At 34.7% G+C, this 18324-nt stretch carries 12 protein-coding genes; 8 read left to right on the top strand and 4 right to left on the bottom strand.

Annotated elements, in window-relative coordinates:
- Nucleotides 1-174 precede the first annotated feature (174 nt).
- Nucleotides 175-1644 carry a M20/M25/M40 family metallo-hydrolase gene (locus MQX03_RS00480; RefSeq protein WP_242800520.1) on the top strand — a complete coding sequence of 490 codons (1470 nt, stop codon included), beginning with the start codon at nucleotides 175-177 and terminating at the stop codon, nucleotides 1642-1644.
- A 91-nt stretch (nucleotides 1645-1735) separates the two neighbouring features.
- On the opposite strand, the gene folP is transcribed toward MQX03_RS00480, so the two are convergent.
- A complete protein-coding gene (gene folP, locus MQX03_RS00475) occupies nucleotides 1736-2587 on the bottom strand; it encodes a dihydropteroate synthase (protein WP_394801721.1) in 852 nt (283 codons plus the stop codon).
- A 218-nt stretch (nucleotides 2588-2805) separates the two neighbouring features.
- Here folP and MQX03_RS00470 point away from each other — a divergent pair, with 218 nt between their 5' ends.
- The 6 genes from MQX03_RS00470 (at nucleotide 2806) to tpiA (ending at nucleotide 9596) form a co-directional block, all read left to right on the top strand.
- Complete coding sequence (locus MQX03_RS00470) at nucleotides 2806-3372, top strand: DUF1599 domain-containing protein (protein ID WP_129536600.1); 567 nt, start codon at nucleotides 2806-2808, stop codon at nucleotides 3370-3372.
- A gap of 1 nt (nucleotide 3373) precedes the next feature.
- On the top strand, nucleotides 3374-4483 hold the full coding sequence (locus MQX03_RS00465) for a BT_3928 family protein (protein WP_242800518.1): 1110 nt from the start codon (nucleotides 3374-3376) through the stop codon (nucleotides 4481-4483).
- Nucleotides 4484-4583: 100 nt separating this feature from the next.
- Complete coding sequence (locus MQX03_RS00460) at nucleotides 4584-4934, top strand: TerB family tellurite resistance protein (protein WP_129536598.1); 351 nt, start codon at nucleotides 4584-4586, stop codon at nucleotides 4932-4934.
- 18 nt (nucleotides 4935-4952) lie between these two features.
- Nucleotides 4953-7082, top strand: coding sequence for a S9 family peptidase (locus tag MQX03_RS00455; protein WP_242800516.1), 2130 nt, complete (start codon nucleotides 4953-4955; stop codon nucleotides 7080-7082).
- Between the two features lie 139 nt (nucleotides 7083-7221).
- Nucleotides 7222-8685: a T9SS type A sorting domain-containing protein gene (locus MQX03_RS00450; protein ID WP_242800514.1), complete on the top strand. Its 1464-nt coding sequence runs from the start codon at nucleotides 7222-7224 to the stop codon at nucleotides 8683-8685.
- A 152-nt stretch (nucleotides 8686-8837) separates the two neighbouring features.
- Nucleotides 8838-9596, top strand: coding sequence for a triose-phosphate isomerase (gene tpiA / locus MQX03_RS00445; RefSeq protein WP_242800512.1), 759 nt, complete (start codon nucleotides 8838-8840; stop codon nucleotides 9594-9596).
- 122 nt (nucleotides 9597-9718) lie between these two features.
- Here tpiA and MQX03_RS00440 read toward each other — a convergent pair whose 3' ends face one another.
- From MQX03_RS00440 to dnaG, 3 genes are all read right to left on the bottom strand, one after another.
- Nucleotides 9719-10981 carry an esterase-like activity of phytase family protein gene (locus MQX03_RS00440; protein WP_242800510.1) on the bottom strand — a complete coding sequence of 421 codons (1263 nt, stop codon included), beginning with the start codon at nucleotides 10979-10981 and terminating at the stop codon, nucleotides 9719-9721.
- 615 nt (nucleotides 10982-11596) lie between these two features.
- On the bottom strand, nucleotides 11597-12283 hold the full coding sequence (gene clpP, locus MQX03_RS00435) for an ATP-dependent Clp endopeptidase proteolytic subunit ClpP (protein ID WP_076451857.1): 687 nt from the start codon (nucleotides 12281-12283) through the stop codon (nucleotides 11597-11599).
- A gap of 152 nt (nucleotides 12284-12435) precedes the next feature.
- On the bottom strand, nucleotides 12436-14409 hold the full coding sequence (gene dnaG, locus MQX03_RS00430) for a DNA primase (protein WP_242800509.1): 1974 nt from the start codon (nucleotides 14407-14409) through the stop codon (nucleotides 12436-12438).
- A gap of 340 nt (nucleotides 14410-14749) precedes the next feature.
- Between dnaG and MQX03_RS00425 the strand changes: the two genes are divergently transcribed.
- Nucleotides 14750-18223 carry a T9SS type A sorting domain-containing protein gene (locus MQX03_RS00425; RefSeq protein ID WP_242800507.1) on the top strand — a complete coding sequence of 1158 codons (3474 nt, stop codon included), beginning with the start codon at nucleotides 14750-14752 and terminating at the stop codon, nucleotides 18221-18223.
- The last annotated feature ends 101 nt before the right edge of the window (nucleotides 18224-18324 follow it).

The following is an 18324-nucleotide window of genomic DNA, read 5'->3' as shown; positions in this document are numbered from 1 at the left end:
AACATTTTTGTTCCGGTTTTTTTATTTTAAATAGTTCAAAAAATCATTTTTTATGAACAATTAAAAAAGATTTTAATTAATTATATTTATCCTTCAAATCTGAAAAACGAGAAGAAGACGTACGAAATAGAAAGCAGTTTTTCAGAAATTAATACAATTAAGTAAGATAAAATAATGAAAAAACAAACCTTCTTTTCTTTAATAGGATTACTTGTTTTCATCCTTGGAAACGCACAGAATTACAAAAAACCATTAGTTTCCGCAATTAAAGAAACTGATCTTAAAAAAGATATGTATGAAGTGGCTGCAGATCAGTTTTGGGGACGGGAAGCAGGAACTTTGGATGAGCTCAAAGTATCGATGTGGCTTGCCAATAAAGCTAAAGAAGCCGGAATGAAACCCGCAGGAGACAACGGAACATTCTTTCAGTTTTTTGATATGTACAGACATCAGATTATTCCGCAAAGCAGTTTGAAAATCGGAGAAACTCAGCTTAAACTTTGGAAAGATTTTCTTGTTGCAGAACCTGTAAACGCAAACATCGATTCTGAAATTGTCTATGCAGGAAATACAGAACCTGAAAATTTATCTCAGTTAAATATTAAAGGAAAAATTTTAGCCATCAATGCTTCCGATAAAAATATCGATAAAGAAATGACACTTTTCGTGAGACGTTATCCCGGATTTGTGAGAACAAAATATTATAACAAAGCTTTTGAATTGGGTGCAAAAGGCATTATTTTCATTACAGACGAAACTTCCGATAAAAGCTGGGGTGAAGTTCTGCCACAAATGACCAGAGGCACTTACGGTGTAGAAGGTTTAAGAGAGAAAATCACAAATAACATTCCTGTTTTGTGGATCAAAAGGAAAAATGCAGATTGGGTAAAAAGCAATCCTAAAATTTCATTAAATATCATTACTGAAACTTATAAATATCCTTCCGTCAATATTATTGGGAAGATCGACGGAACCGATGCAAAGTTGAAAGATGAGTATGTATTATTAAGCGGTCATCAGGATCATGATGGAATCCGTCATCCGGTGAAAAACGACACGATCTACAACGGAGCTGATGATAATGCAAGTACCTGTGTAGCAATGTTGGCAATGGCAAGAGCCTATAAAAAACAGCCTTCAAAAAGAAGTATTCTGTTTGTATTTCACGGCGCAGAAGAAAGAGGATTATTGGGTTCAAGATGGCACGCTGCACATCCCGTTGTTTCTAAAGAAAAAATTGTAGCCGTTCTGAATGGCGATATGATTGGAAGAAATGACAACAACGAAGCGGCGCTTTTGGGAGGAAATGCACCTCACAAAAACTCTGAAGAATTAGTAAAAATGGCAGAAGATGCCAACAATGAAAGTACAAAATTTACTTATCTGAAAGATTGGGATTCTCCGAATCACGCTGAATATTTTTATTTCAGAAGTGATCATCTTCCGTATGCGAAAGCAGGAATTCCCGCCATATTTTTTACAAGTGTATTGCATGATCAGTATCACACTCCACAAGATGAATCTGAAAATATTAACTACAAAAAACTCTACAAAATGACGGAATGGATGTATAGAACTTCATGGAAAGTAGCCAATGAAACGGAGCGTCCGAAAGTCATTCCGACTTTTACTTTGGAGAGATAATCAATTTAATTGAAAAGAATTTGAAAATAGTAAAGCTGAGTTGGTCTCAGCTTTTTTTGTGAACGTAAGGTATGTTTAAAAACAAAAATATTTAATATTTTAAAAATTCATCAACCGTTTTCTTTGCTTCTGCCACATCATGAACCCGCAGAATTTTTGCACCTTGCTGTAAAACTTTCATATGAAGTTTCTGCGTTTCTTCATTAATATCCAAAGCAGATTTTCCTAAAGGTTTATAAATAAAAGATTTTCTCGAAATCCCAATCAACAGAGGAAAGCTTCCGAAACCGAAAAATTCCACTTCATCAATCATTTTCATCTGATCTCCCACCGTTTTCCCAAAACCAAAACCTGGATCAAGAATAATATCTTTGATTCCTTTTTTTAATAATTCATCTGTTTTTTTTGAAAAATACTGATTGACCGTCAAAGTAATATCTGCGAAAGAAGTTTTTTCATGCATCGTTTGATATGACGGATTCACGTGCATCAAAATGTATGGAAGTTTTGTTTCTGCAACCGCATCAAGCATATTTTCGTCAAATTGTCCGCCTGAAATATCATTTACAATATCAATTCCTTCATTAAAACCAAATTTTACCGTTTCAGCATAAAAAGTATCGAGTGAAATTAAAGCTTCGGGAAATTCTTTTTTTATTAAAGAAATAACATTTCCTATTCTTCTGATTTCTTCTTTACTGCTCAGAAATTCCGCATTCGGACGTGTAGACTGCGGACCAATATCAATTATTGAAGCGCCATCTTTTAACAACTTTTCAGCTTGTTGCAATGCTGATTTTTCATTATTAAATTTTCCACCATCCGAAAAAGAATCTGGTGTAAGATTGAGAATCCCCATCAATTGTGGTGAACTTAAATCTATTAATCGTCCATTGCAATTGATTGAATGAAAGGATTTCAGCGTTTGAGAATTTGAAGACATGGGTTTTAAAATTGTGAATTTTAAGTTTAGTTTTTTATGACATTTGCAATGCAAAAATAACCAATAATCAATATGCTTGAAGAAAAAGTAGATCAAAATTATAAAAATAAGTGCTTCAACAAACAAGTTTAGAACTCTTCCATTCAAACTCAAAAACTAAGCGCCTTATTCCTGCTACCTAAAACCTAATTCGTATATTTGGGCTATTAAGAGAATGTATGTTAAAAACTTCAATCCAGTTCGAGAAAATTATCAGCGAATGTCGTGATCTTTTCAGTAAAAAATTACAAGATTACGGTGCAGCTTGGCGAGTTCTTCGACCAAGTTCGATTACCGACCAGATTTATATTAAAGTTAACAGAATCCGCACGTTACAAATGACGGACGTGAAAATGATTGACGAAAGTGAGGAAGGAGAATTCATCGCTGTAGTCAACTACTCGATTATCGGTCTGATTCAATTAGAAAAAGGTTTTTCGAATGATTTTAATGAAAATAAAGATGAAATTTTACATCTTTATGACAAATATGCTCAAGAAGCTAAAGCTCTAATGGAAAGAAAAAACCACGACTACGGCGAAGCTTGGAGAGATATGAGAATTTCGTCAATTACTGATTTAATTTATCAAAAAGTTTTAAGAACGAAACAAATTGAGGATAATCAAGGCGTTACCATCGTTTCCGAAGGTTTAGATGCCAATTATTATGACATGCTGAATTATGCAGTGTTTTGTCTGATTAAATTTTCTGAGAAAGAAAACAATGTAGAACATCAAATTATATAATATGATTAAAGGTTTATTACGTTTCATCGTCGCCATCATTTTCATCCTTTCAGGGTTTGTTAAAGCAGTAGATCTGGTAGGATTTTCATTTAAAATGGAAGAATATTTTGAACCTTCCGTTTTTGACATGCCGTTTTTTGTGAAATTTGCTTTGCTTTTTTCAATCATTGTGGTGGTTTTAGAATTGTGGTTAGGTTTTATGCTTTTGCTTAAATTTAAACTGAAATTCACGCTTTCTGCACTGATTGCATTGTGTGTTTTCTTTGGATTTTTGACGTTTTATTCAGCCTATTTCAATGTAGTGACCGATTGCGGATGTTTCGGAGATGCTATTAAATTTACACCTTGGGAAAGCTTCGTGAAAGATATTATTCTTTTAGTGGGACTACTCATTCTGTTTTTCTTATACAGAAAAGAATGGAGCAAAAAAGATGATTATTCAAGTTCAGCTAAACCGAAAAACAATAAATTTTTATCAATTGCATTCGGACTTTTCTCAGGAATTATGATTTTCATTATGGCTCAGGGGCTCATCAATGAACCGATTATCGATTTCCGTGATTATAAAATTGGGACAGATTTGAAAGCTGAAAAAGTGAAAATCAGCAAAAATCCTTCAGAATACAAAACTTTTTATTCGCTGAAAAATTCAAAAACAGGAGAAGTTTTAAAGGTCAATCAGGACGATTATATCAACCAGACAAAATATTGGGAAGAAGGCTCACCCTGGAAAATTGAAGAAGATAAAAATGAATCTAAACTGATGAAACAAGGATATAAATCTGAGATTGCTAAATTTAAGATTGAAGATCCCACAGGAATTGATTTAACGGATGAAATTATCAACGCTCCGAAAGCAATTTTAGTGTTCTCTTATCATCCGAAAGAAGTTTCAGCCGACTTACTAAAGAAAGTTGAAGCCAAAGTAAATACTGACAAAACTGCTGTTGTTTATGGAATTTCTACCATTCCAACTACTTTTAAAACAATTAAAAATGCAATGATGGACGGCACTGCCATCAAAACCATCGCAAGAAGTAACCCTTTTGTATTAACTTTACAAAACGGAAAAATTGTAGACAAACAGCCTGCTAAAAACTATGTAGATTAGTTAAATTTACAATGAGTTGAAATTTTCTTTTCCCCAACACTAAAGGATGGAAAATTTCTTTAAAAATTAAATTAAGAATTTTAAACTTTAATATTATTAAATGCAAAAATCAAATAAATCAATCGCCGGTTATCACTTATTAATGATTCTTTCATCTGTGGATGGCGAATTTGCTCCAGAAGAAGGAATGCTTGTTCAGCAATATCTGGCAGACGAATTTCCTTTTAAAATCAATTTAGATAACGAATTGGAAACCATCGCATTGCTTCAGCCTGAAGAATGGAAAGATCATTTTGAATTTCACGGACGTTGTTTCTTAGATGATTCTACGGAAGAGGAACGTCTAAGTTTCATTCAGTTTGCAAAAACGTTGATCAAAGCTGATGATGTGGTGACTGATGAGGAGCATACTTTCTATGTACTTTTGAAAAATCTTTGGAATCTGGCTTAAACTTTTAAAAATACAGTCATGAAGAAAATTTATTTAGGATTATTAGCTATGAGTATTTCAGCAACCTATCACTCTCAGAAATTCCCTGATTTGAAAGCTCCTGTTGCAGAGAAGCAGGAACACATCAGAGAAATACATTCAGATAAAGTAAACGATCCCTATTATTGGATGATTGATTATTTTAAAAAAGCAAAAGATTCAACAAAAGTCGTTGACTATCTGAAAGCGGAAAATTCTTATTGGGAAGGGATGATGAAAGACACAGAGCCTTTCAGAGATCAGCTTTTCAAGGAAATGAAAGCCAGAATCAAGGAAAAAGATGAGTCTGTTCCTGTTTTTAAAAGCGGATATTATTATTACAGCCGCACCGATACCGGAAAACAATATTTTAAATATTGCAGAAAGAAGGGAAACCTCAATGCGCCCGAAGAAATTCTTCTCGATGTCGATCAAATGGCGGAAGGTCATGCATACTATTCTGCATCAGGTTTTAGCATCAGCCCAGATAACACCAAATTAATCTACGGTGTAGATGATGTTTCCAGAAGACAGTATAAATTATTTCTAAAAGATCTTTCCACAGGAAAGACGACTGACCTTGGCATTAAAAACACCACAGGTTCTGCAACTTGGGCAAATGACAACAAGACTATTTTCTACACTTCAAAAAATCCTGAAACACTTTTAACAGAGAAAATTTTCAGACATTCTTTGGGAGCAGATGCTTCTAAAGATGTTGTGGTATACGAGGAAAAAGACAAAACCAATTACATCGGTGTCGGAAAATCCAAGAATGAAAAGTTCATTATGATTTATTCCGGAGCAACTACTTCTTCGGAAACTAGATATATTGATGCCAATAAACCCAATGAAGCATTCAAAGTTTTCCAACCGAGAATGAAAGATGTTTTATATGATGTAACGCCTCTGGAAGACCGTTTTTTAATCACAACAAATAAAGACGCCTTAAACTTTAAGGTTGTAGAAACTCCTTTAGACAAAACAGGTGTTGAAAACTGGAAAGATTTCGTTCCGCACAGAAAAGATGTCTTGATGGAAGGAATCAGCGAGTTTAAAAACTACTTGGTTTTCAGTGAAAGACAAAACGGGCTTTCGCAATTGGTCATCTATGACAGAAAAACAGCAAAGAAAGAATTTCTGAAATTCGAGGAACCTGCTTACACCGTTTATCCATCCGGAAACCCTGAATACAATACGGATAATTTCCGCTTCGGTTATACTTCGTTGGTTACTCCAAGTTCCCAGTTTGAGCAGGATTTGAAAACTGGAAAAAGAAGTTTGCTTAAAGAACAAGAAGTTTTAGGTGGATATAATAAAGCAAATTACACCACGGAAAGGCTTTTTGCAACAGCCAAAGACGGTACAAAAATTCCGATTTCTATAGTTTATAAAAAAGGTTATAAAAAAGATGGGAACAGCCCTCTTCTACTCTACGCTTACGGATCTTACGGAAATTCTCTTGATGCAACATTCAGCAGTACAAGGCTAAGTCTTTTGGACAGAGGTTTTGCGTTTGCAATTGCGCACATCCGTGGCGGTCAGGAAATGGGGAGACAATGGTATGAAGACGGTAAAATGATGAAAAAGAAAAACACTTTTACAGATTTTATCGATGCTGGAGAATATCTTGTGAAAGAAAAATATACTTCACCAAAACATTTATATGCACAAGGAGGAAGTGCAGGAGGTTTGTTGATGGGAGCTATCGCGAATATGAAACCTGAGCTTTGGAACGGTATAATTTCTCAGGTTCCGTTTGTAGATGTAGTGAATACAATGATGGATGAGAGTATTCCGTTAACGACAAATGAATATGATGAATGGGGAAATCCGAGCAATAAAGAAGCTTATTTCTATATGAAATCGTATTCTCCATACGAAAATATTGAAAAGAAAAACTATCCGAATATTTTGGTCACCACAGGTTTGCACGATTCTCAGGTACAATATTTTGAACCTGCAAAATGGGTAGCAAAATTGAGAGATCTAAAAACCGATAAAAACGTATTATTATTAAAAACAGATATGGCTTATGGTCACGGCGGTGCCTCAGGAAGATTTGATTACCTGAAAGATACTGCTTTGGTGTATGCTTTTATGTTTAAATTAGAAGGAATTACAAAGTAACGTTACGCTACTTTTATACTAAAAAAATAAGCAAAACGAAACATATCTTTTTGCTTATTTTTTTATAATTCCTTTTTATTCCTTTAATTTGCATTCGGAAAAAAATAATAAATTCATAAAAAACACAAATGAAACACAAATGAAAAAATTAAATTTCGTTCTTATTCTATCATTGCCTATACAGACTTTTTTTGCACAAATTATTTCTAAAGATCCTTCCTTTGGTGTCAATGGAGAATATACCGTTACTCCGATTAATGTTCCTACTGGTGGTATTTACCAGAATATGGGCGGGCAAATTCTGCAACATCCTGATGGAAGCTTATATTACAGTTCTTTTCCTGGTTATACATTTCCGGGTGGAATAGATGTAACTTCTACTCGAAAATTATCGAGTAATGGAACTTTAGACACCTCTTTTGGCAATAACGGCGAGCTGGCTTCTGTAACTTCTTTCACTATTTTTGATTACGTACAAGAACTCAACGGAAAACTATTGACAATAAGCAAAAATGACAACTCACACGAATATATTATCAAAAGATTACTACCCAATGGGCAACCAGACCCTACATTTGGGACAAACGGTACGATTACAACGATCTTCGCTTTTGATTCTTGTCGTCACTCAGGTTTTGTTATTCAAAACAACAAAATACTCGTGTATGGTAGTCAAAATATTGCACCCAACGTTTACAATAAAATTATTTACAGACTGAACGCCGATGGAAGTACAGATACTTCCTTTGGGAGTAATGGCTTAATAATTTCACAAACTACTATATTAGATGAAAATTACAATACTGTATTAGTAGATAAGCAATCAAACATTATCAATATTTGTTTTAATAGTATCGAAAAATATACACCCAACGGGCAACCTTTTACCAGTTTTGGAAATAATGGTAAAATTCAACTTCCCTCTAATTATTACGCTAACAACTCGTACGAAAGTATATTAGTAGATGGGAATAATAAGATTATATTTGCAAAAGATGATACTGTTTACAGAGTGAATCCAGATGGAACGTTTGATGGTACATTTAATTATATTCTTCCTACATTTCCTCTTCCTCCCTCATACCCCTTCACAAATACACCATATACAGGTAGAATAATAAATATTAAAGAGAAAAATGGTTTTTATTATGTGCTTTGGGCTTTAGAGGAAAATAATAGTGCCTTTAGTCCTATACTTATTTCTAAACATTTACAAAACGGTACAGCTGATCCAGCTTTCGGAAGTTATTCAGAGGGTCCTGTTTATGGGGATTTCATGTATGATATGGTAATTAACGATAACAATATTATTGTATCGGGGGACCATAGGGTTGTTAAATATTTAATGGCTAATCCTACGCTATCAACCAACGAAACCAACTCTACCCCATCTATAACATTTGAAAATCCGGTAAGTGATGTACTTGTTTATAAAACCCAGGAAAAAATTAGCGAAATACAGATGTATACTTTAGATGGCAAAGTGGTAAAAACAATAGAAAAAAACAATACCAATATCTCTGAATTACCAAAAGGAATTTACTTTTTGAAAACTAAATTTATAAATGGTAAAGTAATAAGTACTAAACTATTAAAAAAATAAAAAATATTTTTTTGAAAACAAGATATTATTCAACAAGATAAATGATAAAAATATAGCAAAATGGAGCATATCTTTTTGCTATATTTTTTTTATAAGATAATATTTCAGATTTTTGCAAGAAAATATAACTTAATAACGTCAATATTATAAATATGAGAAGAAAAATAGTTGCAGGAAACTGGAAAATGAACAAAAATGTAATTGAAGCACAGCAGTTGATGATTCAATTATTAGGTTATAAAAATGAAAATAAAACCAACTGTGAAGTTTGGATCGCTCCTCCGTCTTTATATTTAATGATGGCAAAAGACATCTTTGAAAAGGACGAGATCGGAGTTTTTTCTCAAGACATGAGCGAGTTTGAAAGCGGTGCTTACACAGGCGAACTTTCTGCAGATATGTTGGAATCAATTGATGCAACAGGTTCTTTGATCGGTCACTCTGAAAGAAGACAATATCACGGTGAGAACGACGAAAGCTGCAATAAAAAAGTAAAATTGGCTTTGGATAAAGGTTTAATTCCTGTTTACTGTAATGGTGAAACGCTTGAACAAAGAAAAGCGGGACAACATTTAGATGTTGTGAAAACTCAGACTGAAACTGCTCTTTTCACGCTTTCTGCTGAAGAAATCAAGAAGGTAGTAATCGCGTACGAACCAGTTTGGGCAATCGGAACTGGTGAAACGGCAAGTCCGGCACAGGCTCAGGAAATCCACGCTCACATAAGAGGAATTATTGCTGAAAAATACGGACAGGAAGTTGCTGACGAAGTTTCTATTCTTTACGGTGGTTCTGTAAAACCTGACAATGCAAAAGAAATTTTCTCTCAACCAGATATCGACGGTGGATTAATCGGCGGGGCTGCTTTGAAATTAGAAGATTTTTCTAAGATTATTGAAGGTTTTAATTAAAAAAAATTTAAATAGGTTGACTTAAACTAAATAATACTTTATTAAATAATCAACTCTATTATATTTTATATAAAACAAAAGCGGCGGCATCTTTAGATGCCGCCGCTTTTTACAAAATCTAATTATTGAATATCGACTATATACATCGTTCCTTTATCCTGCTTCCCTGTTTTAGGAAGAATTTTCGTTTTTGGATTTCCGCTTCCATCGTCGGTAACTCCAAAATCATCATCATTAAAAACGGCCAGTTTATTATTTCCTAAATAAACAATTCCTTCGAATTTATCATGTTCATACCCAATTTTAGCAACCAGATCTACCGCCAACGTTTTTGTAACAGGTACTAATCCTGCAGTATTCAACTCGGCCCATGTAGATTGTTCAAGAGTTTTTCCGTTGATTTTCATTCCGTCAACAGCAGTCAGATCCGTTCCTGAAACGTCAGAAGCACCTGAAAGATTGATCCTGTACACTTTTTTAAGTCCACCAACCGAACCGAAGCTTCCATCTCTTTCAATCACTAAAAATTCTGTGTTGCTGATTGGAGTAATCTCACAAACAGAATCTGAAGCTCCTCCGTCTTGTTTATATAAATATTGTTTAGTCTGCCCTGTTGCCACATTAAAAGTTACAATTCTCGTTAATGTAGTATTTGTTGCCAAAGCTTTTGTAGGAACATACATGGTAGACTGTATTGTACCAACCAGCATTTTTCCGTCTGGTGTCATACACATTCCTTCCATTCCTCTGTTGGGTCTTCGCTTTGCAAAAACGGCAGGAAGTTTTCGTGTTCCTGTGTTGACACCGATTGGGCTTATTCTTTCTAATTCTACACCTTCTGCACTGTAATGTACAATGTGAGGACCATATTCATCAGAAACCCAGAAAGTTCCATCTGCGGCAGCTACAATACTTTCGCTATCAAGACCATAATTATCTGTTCCTAATACACTTCCGTCTGCAGCATAAGCAATTTCACCCGTACTTCCCATTCCTACAGGATTCGGAAGACCGGTAGTCAGCTGTCCTGAAGGATTTTTAAGTTTAATATATTTGATGACTTCAATATTTCCTTCAGCATTGATTTTGAAATGCATGATCGTTGGCGTAAAATTCGGTACAAGAATTTTGATTCCATTAGAGTAGGCTACATTGGGACCACGGTCGGTAATTACATAAAATTCACCTTTCTGAGTAGGATGCGCCGTTGCTCCTGAACCATAACCACCATTAATAATATTCACTCCATTCAAAGTCATTAATGTTGAGAAAGAAAATTCCTGAGGAAGTTTTGAGTAATTGATGTCTTGATTCGTTACATTATCATCATTATTACATGCTGTCAAAGAAATGAAAGCAATAATGGGTAACAGGATTTTTTTCATAAATACTTTTATAGGTGCGAAAGTAGATATTGATTATAAACTCATCTTGAATAGAATGATAATTGTGTTTTAATTTTTTACTCAGTTTTTTGAAGCTGTATCCGGCTTTACGCTATATCTTTTTCGCCTGCGCTTTTTTCAAGCCATCGCAAAAAAAGGATGTCGCTGCAATTCGGGCTATGGTTTTTGTCATTCTTTCAACGATACTACAAGATCACCCATACTTTGTGGTTAATTGGTACATTAATATTTGAATTCTTAATGAGATTGCTTCGTTGCTTCGCTCCTCGCAATGACAAAAACCTCTGATATAACAATTCACCTTCAGATAAAGGGTAGTATTTTTTTGACGGATGGTTTTCAAGAGCATGAATTCCTAGCCCCGATAGAAACGGTTACCCCACAGCAAGCCCTTCGACAGGCTCAGGACAGGCTGGCTTGCGAGGAGTATGAGTGGATAGCGGGAGATAGCTCCTGAAAAAATTATAAATTATTAATGATCTGGATTCCTCCTCTGTCGAAATGACATGTGATTATTTTGATTATTTTTTTCATTTTTTTCACAAAAAAACGCACCAAAATAAATTGATGCGCTTGATTATTCTCTGAAGAAAATTATTTTTCTTTTTTAGCTCTCTGTAAAACCTCATCGACCATTCCAAACTCTTTTGCTTCAGTAGAAGTCATCCAGTAATCTCTGTCAGATGCTTTTTCTACCCACTCGTAAGTTTGTCCGGAATGCTCAGAAATGATGTCATACAATTCTTTTTTCAATTTCAACATTTCTCTCAAGTTGATTTCCATATCAGAAGCAACACCTTGTGCACCACCTGAAGGCTGGTGAATCATTACTCTAGAGTGCTTCAATGCAGAACGTTTTCCTTTTTCACCTGCCACCAATAAAACAGCTCCCATAGAAGCCGCAATACCTGTACAGATTGTTGCTACATCCGGCTTGATGATCTGCATCGTGTCATAAATTCCCAAACCTGCGTAAACGCTTCCTCCAGGAGAGTTAATGTAAATCTGAATATCTTTTGCAGAGTCAGAACTTTCTAAGAACAAAAGCTGAGCAGTTACAATATTGGCAACCTGATCATCAATTCCGGTTCCTAAAAAGATGATTCTATCCATCATCAAACGAGAGAAAACATCCATTTGCGCAACGTTCAATCTTCTTTCTTCCATGATATAAGGAGTAAGGTTGGTTGGTCCATACATTCCCATATACTGATCAGTCGCAAGACCGCTGTTTCCTAAGTGCTTTACAGAGAAATCTCTGAATTCTTTTTTAATGTCCATATTTCTATTGGTATATTTTTAAATTTAATTAAGATGTAATTTACAACTTTTATTCCTAAAATTTTATAGGACTTTTTGGCAGTTTAGGTAAAAGATTATTATCTTAAAAATAATTTTTCACTATTTAGTTGAATCCTAACATCTAATTTCGGCTATCTTTTCACATAAATTCCTTTAATTGGAGAATAACCTAAAATCTCCGACAACTGCATAGAAGCCTGTTTCAGCAGAGTTATTTTTTTAATTGATTCAAAATATTTAGACTCGTTATCTTTATAATTCTCAAGGCTTTCAGTAGTTTCTTTAATTAAATAATCGATGTATCTGAATTTATGAATCAGAATATCACCTTCCACCTGAGTATTGATTTTATCACCATAATTAGGCGGAAAAATATTTCTGGAAGCCCAGTTTTCCAAATCATTTAGAGGCATAATGGCATCAACAACTTTTGAAGTGATATTTTCGTCCATAAAAGTGACAAAAAAATTTCCTTTACGAAGTTCTTCATTGGCAATTCCTTCTTTGATGCTGTCAATGATAATTTTATTGAGTTCTACCTGAAACTCATAATTTTCTTCTTCAAAATGATGAAGGATTTCTTCAATGACCGTGATGTCATATTTTTCATTCGCTTCATTTTCTCTGTGAAGCACGACATCGCCAAAATTCAACATCAGATTAACTAAATTATTTTCCTGATTAAGTAAATCAAATATAATCGGATCCACCTGTTCAACACTAGCAGGAACAATTTCCAGTTTTGGCTGAACATTATTTTCTTTTGGTTGATTTTTAGGCGCTTGATTTTGAGTAATCTGCTTCTGAATATCTAATTCATTAAACAAACTCTGCTCAGAAAGTCCGAATTTTGTAGAAACTTCTTTTAGGTAAACCTCTCTTTTTAAGCCATTTTGGACGAAACCAACAGATTTTACGATATTTCTGATGGCCTCTGCTTTTTTTATCGGATCATTTCCAGCTTCTTTTAAAAGAATTTCGGCTTTAAAATCGATGAAATCCATCGCTTTATTTTCGATGAATTTTTCTACATATTCCTGTGGATGTTTTCTGGCAAAAGAATCGGGGTCATCTCCTTCAGGAAAAAGCAAAACACGAATGTTCATTCCTTCGGTCAGCAACATATCAATGCTTCGGAAACTCGCTTTTATTCCCGCATTATCACCATCAAAAAGAATGGTTACATTTTCGGTAAGTCTTTTAATTAACTTGATTTGTTCGGTCGTCAGAGAAGTTCCTGAGCTCGCCACAACATTTTCAATTCCTGAAAGATGAAGCGAAATCACATCCATATAACCTTCCACCAAAAGACAGATGTTTTTTCTCGAAATCGCCTGTTTACCTTGGTTCAAACCATATAAAACATTTGATTTGTGATAAATTTCTGTTTCGGGAGAATTGAGATATTTGGCAGTTTTAATATTGCTTCGAAGAATTCTCGCTCCAAAACCTAAAACTCTTCCCGAAAAACTGTGAATCGGGAACATCACTCTTTCACGGAAACGGTCAATCCCAGCCGGAGAATTCTCAGGAAAAATGGAAAGTCCTGATTTTTCTAATATTTCTTTAGAATATCCTTTATTTAAAGCAAATTCTGTAAATGCATTTTTCTTTTCAGGAGAATATCCCAGCTGGAATTTTTTGATGATATCATCTTTCAGTTCACGTTCTCTGAAATATGACAAACCAATCGATCTGCCTTCTTCATTTTCCCATAAAATATTTTGAAAATATTCATTGGCAATTTCATGAATTTTGTACAGAATATCTCTTTCAGACTGCGCATTTTTTGCTTCTTCGGAAAATTCACGCTGGTCTTCTTCAATCTCAATTCCATATTTTTTTGCGGCGTGGCGAAGTGCTTCAGGATACGTAAAATTTTCAATTTCCATTAAAAAAGAAATCGCAGTTCCACCTTTTCCTGTCGAGAAATCTTTCCAAATCTGCTTGCTTGGAGAAACTACAAAACTCGGCGATTTTTCATCATGAAACGGGCTCAGACCTTTAAAGTTGGATCCCGCTCTCTTCAACTGCACATATTCGCCAACAATCTCCTCTACCCGGATTGTTGAGAATATTTTATCTATCGTCTGCTTGGAAATCATGGTGTAAAAATAAGTAAATTTAAAGAGAAGTTAGAAAATGGAATTATGATTTTAAAGGTAAAATTTAATTCTAACAAAATCATAAAGTAGCTCATACTTCAAGCAATCTGTCAATTATTTATATAATTGAATTTTAGTGAAATATCAAATTCTATCGCATAAAATGAATTAAATGAATATTTATCAAAATTAACAATTCTAGATTTTATATTCAAAAAAGCTTTTACACATATATTATCAGTTTAAAAATTGATTAATTCATGGATTGATTTAAATCATATTTATTATTTAAATTAATTCTAAATAAAAATAATAAGTTTACCACTTGAAACTTAGTAATATGATGACAGATCGATTTTTTAAACTGTTTAAGAAAACAGTACAGAAAACAAAACTAGGCTTAATCGGAGCTTTCGTTTTATCAGGATGGCAAGCAAACGCCCAAATTATTTCTCTCTATTCTTTTTCGCAAAGCCAGGGAAATTACACCTCTTTATCTAACCCGACCAATATTGCGGTAGCTACAGCAGCTTCAGGAACCGGTTTTTTGGATGAAAATGTGTATACTTTGGATAATGTGATTCCATTTCAATTTCCGTTTAACGGAACCAATTTTAATTCTTTAAAAGTACATGCCAACGGATTTATCAGTTTTGGTGCTCCAATCACAAACTCTACAGATCCTATCGGCTCGGGGGTAGCTTATACCGGAGTGATTTCTCCTTTGGCTGCAGATTTAGCTTCGATTTTTAATATTAATAATTTATCAAGTACGATAGACTATTCTGTTATAGGAACTACTCCCAATCGTGAGTTTGTAGTACAGTGGAGTCATTTCAGACCTTTCTCTTCAGCCCCGACAGCGACATCGTATCATGACTGGAATTTTCAGGCAAGACTGCATGAAAATGGAACAATAAAATACGTTTACAATCTGACATCTCAAGGAACACCGAGTGCGACCAATGCAAAAGTTGGACTTAGAGGTACGGCAAGTAACGATTACATCAACAGAACGGCATCTGGAAACGCAACAAGCAATTGGAATAATTCCACAGCAGGAACCAATTCTTCAGCTGGAATAGCAACCAATTACAATTTTTTACCGTCACAAGGATTAACTTTAAACTGGACTCCGCCCTCGCCTTGTGCAACGCCGACCTCTCAACCTACCAATTTCACATTAAGTAATACAGGAATTATTATCAATGGTAGCTTTACACCAAGCTCATCAGCTGCAGACAGATATCTTATTTTACGAACTCTGGCAGGTACAACATCTAATTCTCCGGTAAACGGAACTGCTTATACTACAGGAAACAATACCTCACTCAATAGTTATGTTGCGTATTACGGTGCCAATACAATTTTTGAAAATAATTATAATCATGGAATTCGAGGAAATAATCAGTACACATATACTATTTATGCTGTAAATTCAAACTGTAGCAACGGCCCCCTATATAATGTTCAAAATCCTTTAGTTAGCAATATCACCAACTGCCCTATTGGCGTAAGCGGAATTACTACCTCAAACATTACAACAAATTCTTTTAATATAAATTGGGCTACTTCGGAAAACGGAACAGCAAATCCCATCAACACAATTATTGAAGTCGCCACAGACAGTAATTTCAATAATATGGTTGCCGGCTCTCCATTTACATTGTCTACAACAACACTTTTACAGGCTGTCAATGGTTTACTACCAAACACTCAATATTATATCAGAGGGAAAAATGTGAGCGCCCAGTGTGAAAGCTCATACTCAAGTACAGCAAGTGTTTATACAGCGTGTGTTGCAGCTTCTGCCTTGAATGAAAATTTTGATTCGGTTACGGGAACCAACAATCTTCCGAACTGCTGGAGTAAAATTTTAACATCAAATAATACTTCAATTCCTACTATCAGCTTAACAACAACAGATCATTTTTCTGCCCCTAACAATATCAGCTTTTATGGAAACGGCGCAACAACTACCGATGCTGCAACGAAAATCATTCTTGTGAGTCCTGAATTAAATAACATCAACAGCAGAACCCACAGATTACGTTTCAAAGCAAGAAGAACTGCTACGGACACCAAAGTACAGATTGTTGCTTTAACCGGAAATAATGCTTCTGCCAATGTAGAAGTTATTCAAACGCTACCTTTAACGACAACCTATCAGGAATTCATAGTTTACTTAGATAACTATAATGGTTCTGCTAATTATCTTGGAATAAGAAGAGTTGACGGCGGAACTTATTCATATATGTATGTAGATGATGTGATTTGGGAACCTATTCCAGCTTGCCCGGAATTATCAACCCTTACGGTAAACAGTACTACTCCCATGGGAGCAAATATTTCATGGACGAATGTCAACAATCAACAGCCCGCAAACGGATATGAATATATTGTTACCACCAGCAATACAACTCCGGTTGACGGTTCTGCATTTACTACATTAGCAACGGGAAATAACTCAGTTGATATTTCTTCACTTACCAATGGAACATACTATTTCTGGATAAGAAAACTTTGTTCTTCTACAGTAAAAAGTCCTTGGAAATCAGTTTCATTTGCAACAATTCAAACAGCTCCTGCACCTTGGAAAGAAGAATTCTTAACATCAAATTATCCTGATGGCTGGACGAATGGAACAAGCCCGCAATCATATACCTTAGGAACTGCACGAGGTGCAACAGGAATTGGTGTATCTGCAACCAACTTGTATAAAAACCTACATTCTTCAGCTGCAACTGGAACATTTAGCACGATAGCAGTAGGGCCATTGAATTCTGCAGATTACACTTTCAGCTTTGATTACAAACAGTCAAATTATAACAGTCCCTACGCTCCGTTAGCTGATTGGGGTAACTTTGAAGTTCAGATTTCAACAGATTTCGGAATCACATGGACAACCTTAGAGACAGTGAATAACGAAGCAGGAACCGGAACTTATATCAAGAAAATCTATTCGCTGGCTTCTTACCAAAATCAATACGTGAAAGTTAGAATTAATGCAAACAGAACTGCTGGAGATTACGATCTTTCTTTTGATAATTTTGAAATAAAGTCACCCGGAAATGCTAACCCTTTCTGTTTACCTGTTTTTCAGAATAATTCTGATGGCAATATGATTACTAAAGTTACATTCAATACGATTGATAATACTTCTCCGTTTACTTCGGGAACGACTCCATCTTACGAAAACTTCAGTGCTATTTCTACAGATATTAATCAGGGGAATACCTATATTCTTTCTGTAAAAGGACCTTCAAGCACTTTCCCGAGTGATGTGATGGCATATATTGACTTTAATAACAATGGTATATTTAATGATTCGGGTGAAAGTTTCTACGTTGGCCAGCTCGCTTCTGCAAACCCTGCGAACGCAAATACAATTACTACAAACATTACAATTCCGTCGACCGCAGTTTTAGGAAATACCAAAATGCGTATCGTAAAAAATACCAATATCACATCGACTTCTCAAAATTCTATTTCCGGGCCGTGTGCTACAGATTTGAGATCGGGGCAAGTAGAAGATTACACAGTAAAAATTATTGCTGGAAATTTATCTACAACAGAACACGAAAGGTGGAAAGGTGGAATTAAAATTTATCCAAACCCAACAACATCGATCATTAAGATTGATTCTAAGGATAAGATAAAATCTTTCGAAATGTATAATATTTCCGGTCAATTGGTTAAAAAGGGAGGGAAAACAGAAGAAATATCCTTAGAAAATAACGCTTCAGGAGTTTACATTGTAAAAATAATACTTGAAAACAATGAAGTAAGTATATCAAAAGTTATTAAGAAGTAAACCAAACATTTTTATCATAACTACAAAAACTGGCTGAATTTTATTCAGTCAGTTTTATTTTTGCACTATCTGAAATTTAATACAAATAATTATCTTTGCTT

The organism is Chryseobacterium aahli, assembly GCF_022699665.1.
Taxonomy (GTDB): Bacteria; Bacteroidota; Bacteroidia; order Flavobacteriales; family Weeksellaceae; genus Chryseobacterium; species Chryseobacterium aahli.
This window is presented reverse-complemented; position numbering and strand designations above follow the sequence as displayed.